This window comes from Pseudomonadales bacterium, assembly GCA_013215025.1.
Taxonomy (GTDB): Bacteria; Pseudomonadota; Gammaproteobacteria; order Pseudomonadales; family DT-91; genus DT-91.
The window spans coordinates 1-9,869 of record JABSRR010000059.1 but is presented as its reverse complement, the minus strand read 5'-3'; the positions used below and the strand labels follow the sequence as shown (position 1 = coordinate 9,869).

Genomic DNA, 9,869 nt, shown 5'->3' with positions numbered 1-9,869 from the left:
GCAAACGCCACGCCGTTTCATCGCCTAAACTTTGACTATCCTGATAAGTCTGTTGAGCTGAGTTTTTGGTCAGTCTATGGTGTTGATCATGCTAAGGTGACGGCGCTAGAGGGGCAGGCTTGGCGATGGGTTGATCGTGATCAGCTGAGCCAGTATAACTTTCCAAAGGCTAACGATATTATCGTTGCTATGTTGTCGTAAGGCTTTTACATAAAAACTGAATGCAGTTCGATGCACAATCGCTCTGTAGTAAATTTTGTTTTTGCCAAGGACTAATTGGCAAAATCTCGAGCCACCTTGAAGCCACCCAGCTGGCATCCTGCCATGCCGCATTCGGATAAAGTGCTGCCAGTTCCGGATAATTCTGATAAACAGCCTGTAAGCGAGTTGCCAAAAAGTCTAATTCTGGCGTTAAGGCTACGGCTGACCATGCCGCTTTTAGCTCTATATTACCAAGTCTAAGGCCATCATCTTGGGTCTCTATATCGATCAACTGAAAAGGTTGAATGCCTGAGATTGTAATGCCGATTTCTCCATGATCGAGCTTTTCAAACGCGGTCACACAAGCAATCGTGCCGATTGGGTATATATGTGAATTAGCCTGCTCGTCACCGTTGGCATTTAGCATGCATACGCCAAATCGATATTGATAGTGTTCGAGGCTTTGCAGCATGCGTAAATAGCGCGCTTCAGTAATACGCATCGGTAAAATCCCGCCACTCAGGACATGCTGACTAGAGACAAGCAGAGGTAAAGTGCTGCTGTTCATCGTTTATTGATCGAAGTCAAAGCCTGACTCTCGGGCCTGTTGTATATCAGCTAAAACTTGCTCAGACATCAGGTCGTCAAAGCTGGGGCTGCCAGCTATGCTGTGCTGTTGATTGGCCCATTGCATAAAGTCTTGGTTTTTGCAGCTATCGGAACAAAACGGCCGGAATGGATTGTCAGCTGAGTAACTTATCGAGCTTTTGCATGCTGGGCATGCATGAATTGTCTGAGTATTGCCTGTCATATGCTTAATGCGTCTTTGCTTGCGTGGGTTTAGCCGGCTTGCTTTTTTTCTGCAGCCTGTTGCAAAAATTGTGCGTGGTGCTCGGCAACTGCATGGTCGAGCTTATCTAATCCTGCGGTGTTTTCAATTACAATACTGGCTTTTTCTAAACGCTGTTGACGGCCCGTTTGGCTGGCAATAATGCGTTTAACCTGTTCCGCATCGTTATTATCACGCAGCATGGTTCGCTCGACCTGAAGTGCCTCTGGCACGTCTACGACGATAACCTCATCACACATTAAATACTGTTGCGATTCGATCAGTAAAGGCGATGCTAAAATGACGTAAGGACTTTTTGCGATATTTAGCTGATGCATGAGTTCATCGGCAATCAAAGGATGCAGCAGTGATTCAAGCCATTGTTTATCGTCAGCATTGGCAAAGACTTTTTGCCTTAGTAAGGCGCGATCAAGCTCTCCTGCCGCGTTAACAATACCCTCACCGAAATGTTGAATAATTTCTGCCAAGGCCGGCTTACCTTTTTCAACCACAACACGGGCGCAAAGGTCGGCATCAACAACATCAATGTCGTATGTCGCAAATCGATCTGAGACCGCGGTTTTACCACTGCCGATACCACCTGTAATGCCAACTATAAACATGCATACCTCAACTGTTGATGTGTCTTGTAATTGCTTAAGCTGTGCATATTAACGGGATCAGGGAACAAAAGCAGTAGTAAAGGTAAACAAAACTTTGATCAAGCATATGGCGAGAACAGCATGATCAGCAATGCGCAATATAACGCGCAATATTATGTCTCTAGCCGCTCAGAATATTTTGAAAATGCTAAACCCAGTTGTAATCCTAATGCTAATAGCATTTTCTATAAACAGTAGCTAGCCCAGAAATTAGCAAGCGCAGAGACGAGCTAATCTACAGAAGGGCCCAGAATGACTTATCGAAAGTGACTTATAGTGGCTTATAATAAATTATAAAGAATATCACTTCGGCGTGATTGTTATGGAAAATTTATAAGTTTATAAGAGAGTCGATGCAGAAAATACATCGTAAGAAAATTGGTAGCGGGGGCCAGATTTGAACTGACGACCTTCGGGTTATGAGCCCGACGAGCTACCAGGCTGCTCCACCCCGCACCAACGTCTAAGAGCAATAGGCTTTGCTCTTTAGAGGCTGCGTATTATAGATGTGGGCATGCCGATGTCAACGAAAAAAAAGCTTTTTGTACTGCAAAATTTCAAGCTTTAGCTTGCCTCATCAAGTAGAATGCATGCCTTCATTTACCAATAAAAATATTAGAGCTTGATGCTAGATGGATAAATTTGCCCATATCCGCCCTTATCATGATGACGAGATCGATGATGTCATTGCNNACATTATCAATGATGACGAATGTATTCGTGCAATTCTCGCATTAAAATTTCCTGCCATGCCGGCGTGGTGCATGACATTTATTAAGCCATTACTCAAAACGTTGCTGCGGTTTCAGGTCAGAGATGTACACAATGTCTTATCTTTTCAAGAGAAGATAGGCCATTACATGGATCATATGCTTGAGACGCAAACCTCAGGCTTCAAGGTATCAGGTTTGGATAATTTACCGAAAGACCAAGCCTATGTTTTTGTCAGTAATCATCGTGATATAGCGATGGATCCAGCATTCACTAACTATGCCTTATATCATAATGGCCGGAATACCGTGCGAATTGCGATTGGTGATAATTTGCTAACACAAGATTTTGCCACCAGGCTGATGCGCATCAATAAGAGTTTTATTGTAAACCGCTCTGAGCGCTCGCCTAAGAAATTGTTGGCCAATTTGAAATTATTGAGTGAATACATTGCGCATTCGATCAAAACTGATAAGCACTCTATATGGATTGCGCAGCGCGAGGGTCGAGCAAAAGATGGCATTGATAATACCGATAGCGCTATTTTAAAAATGTTCGCCATCGCAGGACGCAAGCAGGATTTCTCGAGCTATATGCATGCGCTCAATATTGTGCCGTTGAGCGTTTCCTATGAGTATGATCCCTGTGATAGTTTAAAAGCGAAAGAGTTACTGGCTTTAGCGCATCATGGCGAATATGTGAAAGCGGAACAAGAAGATGTGCAAAGCATTGCAGAGGGCATTGCAGGTTTCAAAGGTAAGGTGCATTTACACTTTGGTGAGCCATTTCGTCATCAGGTAGATGGTCCTGATCAATTGGCTGAGTGGCTGGATGAGCAAATCATTGGCAATTATGTACTACATGCAACTAACTATTTTGCTTTTTATGAATTGTATGGCCATTATCCAGAGGGTGTCTATGGTGCAACACGAGAGGCGTTTTCTGAGGATTTAGTCGCCGATCAGCTGCAGCATGAGAAGCAGCGTTTTGATGCTCGCTTAAGCGATATGGATGCGGACTTACGTCAGCATGTGCTGCAGGCTTATGCAAACCCGATTTGTTCTAAGCAACGATTAGGTTTCATGCCGAAGTAATTGTATGCTCAATCAAAGTCTTAAGACCGAGATTCAACAAGCCTATAGCCAATTTTTGGCGAGTAAATCGTTAAAGCCGAGGCTTGGGCAAAAACAGATGATTGCTGAAATTGCTCGTAGCTTGGCAGCTATCAAAACGGATGCTGAAGGCATGCGCAGCAATCATGCCGGTTTGTTAGCCATTGAGGCAGGTACCGGCACCGGCAAAACCGTTGCCTATACGCTTGCCGCCCTACCTATCGCGAAGGCGCTGGGTAAAAAGCTAATCATTTCTACCGCAACAGTAGCCCTGCAAGAGCAAATCATTTATCGCGATCTGCCAGATATCCTAAAGCACTCTGGTTTACATTTTCGCTATGCCTTGGCCAAAGGTCGCTCACGCTATTTATGCTTAAGCAAGCTTGATACGTTTATGCAGGCTAATCCTCAAGATCATTTATTTGATGCTGATCAAAGCCTAGCCAGCGAGCTTGATCAGCAGCAACAACGCGTGATGATTTATGAGTCTATGGCGAAAGCTTTATTGAAAGGTGAGTGGACCGGTGATAAAGATGATTGGCAGGACCCGCTTGAGCCAGAAATTTGGCAGCCACTCACATCCGATCGAAATCAATGCACGGGTCGGCGATGTCAGCATGTGAATCAATGTAGTTTTTTCAAAGCGCGGGAAGAATTATCTGCCGTTGACTGCATCGTTGCTAATCATGATTTAGTGATGGCAGACCTAGCCTTAGGTGGCGGCGCCATTCTAGCGGCACCCGAGGACAGTATTTATATTTTCGATGAGGCGCATCATTTGCCAGATATTGCCTTGCGCCATTTTGCCTGCAACTTGCGCGTTCATGCGGCTAACAGCTGGTTAGATCAGTCCATTAAGTCGATTCACGACACAGGACAATCTGCCAGTAGCTTTGTCAGTTTATTGGATGAACTAGATAGAGCGCTGGCATGTTTGGTTCAGCTTAAGCCCCTATATGCGGCACTGAAAGATCAGGTTGAATTGCTTTGTGAGCCTTTATTGCCGGTGCCTGAGTATGAGAGTCTCCCGAATTTACGATTTGAGCACGGTGAAATTCCTGCTGCTTTAGAACAGCTGGCGAATAAGCTAAAGCAACAGCAGCTAGAGCTGGTCAACGTGCTATCTGCAGCGCACGGCATGCTTGAGGAAGCCATTGATAGTAATCATAGCGGTTTATCTTTAGCCGAGTTAGAGCAGTTATTTGCCAACTTTGGACAAATGTTAGCTGTAGCAGAACGCTATCATGAGGTTTTTCAGGCTTACGCTAAGCCGCCCGCTGAACTACCTGATTCACGCTGGGTGCAGCTGATTGAGTCAGCGGGTTTAATTGAATTCGATCTCTGTGCCTCGCCCTTAATGCCCGCATCAGCATTGGCGCAGTTTCTCTGGCAGCGCTGTTATGCTGCGATACTGAGTTCGGCTACCTTGACAGCTCTTGGCAGTTTTGATCGTCTAGCCATGCAGGCTGGCCTGCCAGATTACTATCAATCGGCTATTGCGCCCAGTCCATTCAATTACGCGGATAATGCGATTTTTTCTGTGCCACAGATGTCGGTCGAACCACTTCAGAAATATGCAGACCAGCATACCGATGAAGTCGCTCGTTTACTGCCAAAGCTGGCAGAGGGCTTTTTGGCAGTATTGGTTTTATTTTCTTCCAAGCGTCAAATGAATGCAGTATTTGAGTTGATGGCGCCAGACTGGCAGCAAAAAATACTGCGACAGTCTGACTTAAGCAAGCAAGCCCTGATTGAGCAACATAAGACGCGTGTGGATCAAAAGCAGCAGAGCTTGATTTTTGGTTTGGCGTCTTTGGCAGAAGGCATTGATTTACCCGGTGACTATTGTTCTCATGTGGTTATTGCGAAATTGCCCTTCAGCGTGCCTAACGCGCCTGTTGATGCAGCGCTTGCGGAGTGGCTTGAAAGTCAGGGGCGCAACCCATTTATGGAGATTAGCTTACCCGAGGCGTCACAAAAGTTAATCCAGGCCTGTGGTCGACTGATTCGCACCGAGCAAGATGTCGGTAAAATTTCGCTTCTGGATAAGCGCGTGCTAACGAAGCGTTATGGTAAACAATTGCTGGCGGCATTGCCGCCATTTAAACAAGAGTTAGATGTGTCGCTTTAGTCTGCTCTTTGGCAGATTGCGTTGAGCGGCTTCTTCTGTGACATTAATTACAGCATGGTTCTTCATCAGCTTTAGCGCAGATGTTTTGCACTGGCAGATGTTTTTCAATGATAGTGCTGTGAGCATCAACGCTAGCAGTAATCTTTGATGGCCTGCTGTAACTTTTCGATTTCTTTTTGTTTCTGTGCCGCTGTAAGCACAGCGTTATTTTGCCTAATAATGGGTTTGGTTTGCATGATTTGCAGATTAGTCTTGGCTTGCTTGCATATTGCAGGGTCTTTTTTAATTTTTGCAGGTTCGTAAATCGGTAAGCCGCCATCGCTCAGAGCCTGGGTGTTTTCAGCTTGGGCGGCAGCGTCTGTCGCGTCAGTTGTTGCAGTGGGTGCTGGCATTGTGGCACGTTTGCTGCCATAGGTCTTAACGGCTTGACTGTCTGTATCCTGCGGTTTTTGCTCGCTGTAATGAACCGTACCGTTCTCGTCTGTCCATTTATAATAAGTATTGGCCCATGCGGTACCGCCGATGCTGGCTATAATAATAAATATGAAAAAGTGGGTTAACGCTGGCATGTTGCTCATCCTTATAGTTTTAATGCATGAACAAATTTTTGATCATGCACCGAAAGAGAGCAAGTAATTATTCGTAAATTTCCCAAAACGTGCATAAATACTGGCTTTTAGGTTGACATTGACGGGTCGAGACACAACAATTAGCCGTTTTTATTTTACCACGCTAATTAGTTATTTTGAGGTACTTCTGTGGAGCTTTTATCCGGTGGCGAAATGATCGCCCAGGCGCTACAAGACGAGGGTGTAGAGTTTATATTTGGTTACCCTGGCGGAGCTGTGTTGCATATTTACGATGCATTGGAGCGGGTCAGCGATATCCCCCACATTTTGGTGCGTCATGAGCAAGCTGCCACTCATGCTGCTGATGGCTATGCTAGGGCAACGGGCAAGCCAGGCGTTGTGTTGGTTACCTCTGGGCCGGGTGCGACCAACGCGGTGACAGGTATTGCGACCGCCTATATGGACTCCATTCCTATGGTTGTTTTATCGGGGCAGGTGCAAAGTCACTTGATTGGTGAAGATGCGTTTCAAGAAACCGATATGGTAGGGATCTCGCGACCTATCGTGAAACATAGTTTCATGGTTAAGCACCCCACAGATATTCCAATGATGATGAAGAAGGCGTTTTATCTCGCCTCAACTGGTCGTCCTGGGCCGGTTGTGATTGATTTGCCTAAGGATATGTCGCGTCCAGACCAGAAGTTCCCTTATGAATACCCTGCAACTGTAAATATGCGATCTTACTCACCGGCGGTTAAGGGGCATGCTGGGCAAATTAAAAAAGCGATCAGTATGCTGTTGGCCGCTGAAAAGCCGATTATTTATACCGGTGGCGGCATTATTCAGGGTAATGCTTCTGCGCAGTTAACCGAATTTGCCCGCCTTTTAAATGCCCCTGTGACCAATACCTTAATGGGCTTAGGTGGTTTTCCAGCTGGCGACCCTCAGTTTTTAGGCATGCTAGGCATGCATGGCACCGTTGAGGCAAATAAAGCCATGCATGAGGCAGATGTTATTCTTGCCTTAGGTGCGCGATTTGATGATCGCGTAACAAATACCCCCGATAAATTCTGCCCAGACGCGGCGATTATTCATGTGGATATTGATCCTGCCTCGATCTCAAAAACGGTGGCGGCGGATGTGCCGATTGTTGGCCCGGTAAATGTTGTGTTAGAGGAAATGATTGTTCAGCTGCAAGAGCAGTTGGCTAAGTCAGAAGTGCTTTCTGCTAGGCCGAGTTTAGATGCTTGGTGGGCGCAAATAAAACAGTGGCGCAGTGATTACGGTATGTGGGAGCAGCCTCGCTATGAAGACGACAGTGGCTTGATTAAGCCACAATTTGTTATTGAGAAATTATGCGAGCTGACGGATGGCGAGGCATTTATTACCTCAGATGTCGGTCAGCATCAGATGTTTGCTGCACAGTACTACCGCTTTAACCAACCGCGTCGTTGGATCAATTCCGGCGGCCTGGGCACGATGGGTTTTGGTTTGCCATCTGCGGTTGGCGTAAAGTTAGCATTTCCTGATCAAGAGGTCTGCTGTATTACTGGTGAAGGCTCGATACAAATGAATATTCAAGAGCTCTCGACCTGTACCCAATACAATACGCCGATTAAAATCATTAACCTTAATAATGGTTATCTGGGCATGGTTAAGCAATGGCAAGACATGCAATACGATAGCCGATATGCACAATCAGTGTATGAAGATTCGCTGCCAGACTTTGTAAAGCTTGCAGAAGCCTATGGGCATGTTGGTATTCGCGTTGAGAAATTAGCTGATTTAGAGCCGGCGTTAAAAGAAGCGTTGGCGATGAAAGATAGAACCGTATTTTTAGACATCTATGTGGATCGTCACGAACACGTATATCCAATGCAAATTGCACCGGGTGGCGCTATGCGCGATATGTACATCAATAAGTCGGAGAAAGTCTAATGCGTCGTATTATCTCTGTATTGATGGAAAATGAGCCAGGTGCATTGTCTCGCGTAGTGGGTTTGTTTTCTCAGCGTGGTTACAATATTGAAACATTAACTGTGGCACCAACGGAAGATGAGTCATTATCGCGTTTAACGCTTACAACGATTGGCGATGACAATAAAATTGAACAAATTACCAAACACCTTAACCGTTTAATCGAAGTGGTGAAGCTGGTCGACTTAACCGAGGGCGAGCATATTGAGCGTGAGCTGATGTTGGTGAAGGTTAAGGCTTCGGGTGCACAACGAGCTGAGATTAAGCGCTGCACCGATATTTTTCGTGGGCAAGTTGTGGATGTTGGCGCCTCGGTATACACCGTGCAAATTATTGGTTCATCAGATAAATTGGATGCCTTCTTGGCTGCCGTGGGCGATGCGGTTATTTTAGAGGTAGTGCGCACCGGTGTTTGTGGCTTGTCGCGCGGTGAAAAAGTTCTAACACTGTAAATATTTCGCATCTATGCATACAAAAAGCGGCTATGGCCGCTTTTTTTATGCCAGATTTTTATCTGGGTGTGTTGGTGCTTTTAATGTATCTGGCCACTAAATTTTCAGACAACGTAAAATTCTTAAAGCTGCTTCTGCTTGGCGATTTGAGCTAATAGGTTTTAGCTTTACGACTTTGATCAACTGGTCAGTGGCTGCAAGCTTATCTGTTAATGAAATCAATCAAGTATTCAAACCACTATTGCAAAGCGCGACGTGTATGCGAAAAAAAAGCGCAATCAAGCGCTTTTTATAAAGAGATTTATGGCTGCTTGTGGCAGCCATAAGGTGAGTTTTTAGCCCACGATTTTCTTCATGTCTGACATGTTTTCGCGTAATTCTTCGCCAATCCACTCAACCGGGTGGTTACGGATTGCAGCGTTTACTTCGATTAAGCGTGCGTTATCAACGCCCATATCGTCAAGCGCTAAGCCTTTACCAATAATATCGGTGGATACGCCTTGCATGAACTCAGTTAATAGTGGACGACATGCATGATCGAACAAATAACAGCCGTATTCAGCTGTATCAGAGATAACCACGTTCATTTCGTAAAGCTTCTTACGTGCGATAGTGTTAGCGATAAGTGGCGTTTCGTGTAATGACTCGTAGTAAGCAGACTCTTCGATGATGCCGGCTTCAACCATGGTATCAAAGGCTAATTCAACGCCTGCACGGATGAATGCGACTAACAAGATGCCGTTGTCGAAGAACTCTTGCTCAGAGATCTCTTGATCAGTGTTCTCTTGTTTTTCGAAACCTGTTTCAGCCGTTGCTGCGCGCCAGCCGTGAAGTTTCACGTCGTCATTTGCCCAGTCTTCCATCATGTCGCGAGAAAATTCGCCAGAGATGATGTCATCTTGGTGCTTTTGGAATAGCGGACGCATGATGTCTTTTAATTCTTCTGAAACATCAAATGCCTTGATCTTCGCTGGGTTGCTTAAACGGTCCATCATATTGGTGATGCCGCCGTATTTAAGCGCTTCAGTAATCGCTTCCCAGCCGAATTGGATAAGCTTAGAGGCATAACCTGGCTCAATACCTTCTTCAACCATTTTATCGAATGCCAAAATTGCACCTGTTTGTAATACACCGCAAAGAATGGTTTGCTCACCCATAAGGTCAGACTTAACTTCAGCAATCGGTGAAGATTCAAGCACGCCTGCGCGGTGACCGCCGGTACCTG

10 protein-coding genes and 1 tRNA gene are annotated in these 9,869 nt (G+C 45.5%); 5 read left to right on the top strand and 6 right to left on the bottom strand.

Features of this window, described 5'->3' with window-relative positions:
* Positions 1-201, top strand: a 201-nt coding sequence (locus HRU21_06190; protein ID NRA41884.1) for an 8-oxo-dGTP diphosphatase MutT, incomplete at its 5' end; no start/stop codon positions are given.
* Here HRU21_06190 and HRU21_06185 read toward each other — a convergent pair.
* The 4 genes from HRU21_06185 to HRU21_06170 form a co-directional block, all read right to left on the bottom strand.
* Complete coding sequence (locus HRU21_06185; GenBank protein ID NRA41883.1) at positions 188-769, bottom strand: LON peptidase substrate-binding domain-containing protein; 582 nt, start codon at positions 767-769, stop codon at positions 188-190. The genes HRU21_06190 and HRU21_06185 overlap by 14 nt on opposite strands.
* Before the next feature lie 3 nt (positions 770-772).
* Entirely contained in the window at positions 773-1,012 is a 240-nt protein-coding gene (gene yacG, locus HRU21_06180) for a DNA gyrase inhibitor YacG (GenBank protein NRA41882.1), read from the bottom strand.
* 29 nt (positions 1,013-1,041) lie between these two features.
* Positions 1,042-1,653, bottom strand: coding sequence for a dephospho-CoA kinase (gene coaE / locus HRU21_06175; GenBank protein ID NRA41881.1), 612 nt, complete (start codon positions 1,651-1,653; stop codon positions 1,042-1,044).
* 418 nt (positions 1,654-2,071) lie between these two features.
* A tRNA-Met gene (locus HRU21_06170) sits at positions 2,072-2,148 on the bottom strand.
* 176 nt (positions 2,149-2,324) lie between these two features.
* On the opposite strand from HRU21_06170, the gene HRU21_06165 reads away from it, so the two are divergent.
* Positions 2,325-3,497 carry a 1-acyl-sn-glycerol-3-phosphate acyltransferase gene (locus HRU21_06165; protein ID NRA41880.1) on the top strand — a complete coding sequence of 391 codons (1,173 nt, stop codon included), beginning with the start codon at positions 2,325-2,327 and terminating at the stop codon, positions 3,495-3,497.
* A 4-nt stretch (positions 3,498-3,501) separates the two neighbouring features.
* Positions 3,502-5,646, top strand: a complete 2,145-nt coding sequence (dinG, locus tag HRU21_06160) for an ATP-dependent DNA helicase DinG (protein ID NRA41879.1) — start codon at positions 3,502-3,504, stop codon at positions 5,644-5,646.
* Between the two features lie 131 nt (positions 5,647-5,777).
* Here the strand turns inward: dinG and HRU21_06155 are convergent, their stop codons facing one another.
* Positions 5,778-6,215 (bottom strand): DUF4124 domain-containing protein, encoded by a 438-nt coding sequence (locus HRU21_06155; protein ID NRA41878.1) that lies wholly within the window; start codon positions 6,213-6,215, stop codon positions 5,778-5,780.
* A 189-nt stretch (positions 6,216-6,404) separates the two neighbouring features.
* Between HRU21_06155 and HRU21_06150 the strand changes: the two genes are divergently transcribed.
* A complete protein-coding gene (locus HRU21_06150; GenBank protein NRA41877.1) occupies positions 6,405-8,153 on the top strand; it encodes an acetolactate synthase 3 large subunit in 1,749 nt (582 codons plus the stop codon).
* The gene (gene ilvN / locus HRU21_06145; GenBank protein NRA41876.1) at positions 8,153-8,644 is read left to right on the top strand and encodes an acetolactate synthase small subunit; all 492 of its coding nucleotides are present in this window, start codon (positions 8,153-8,155) and stop codon (positions 8,642-8,644) included. The genes HRU21_06150 and ilvN overlap by 1 nt, the downstream gene beginning before the upstream one ends.
* Positions 8,645-8,979: 335 nt before the next feature.
* Here ilvN and HRU21_06140 read toward each other — a convergent pair.
* Positions 8,980-9,869 (bottom strand): ketol-acid reductoisomerase (locus HRU21_06140; GenBank protein ID NRA41875.1); only part of this gene is annotated, 890 nt, incomplete at its 5' end.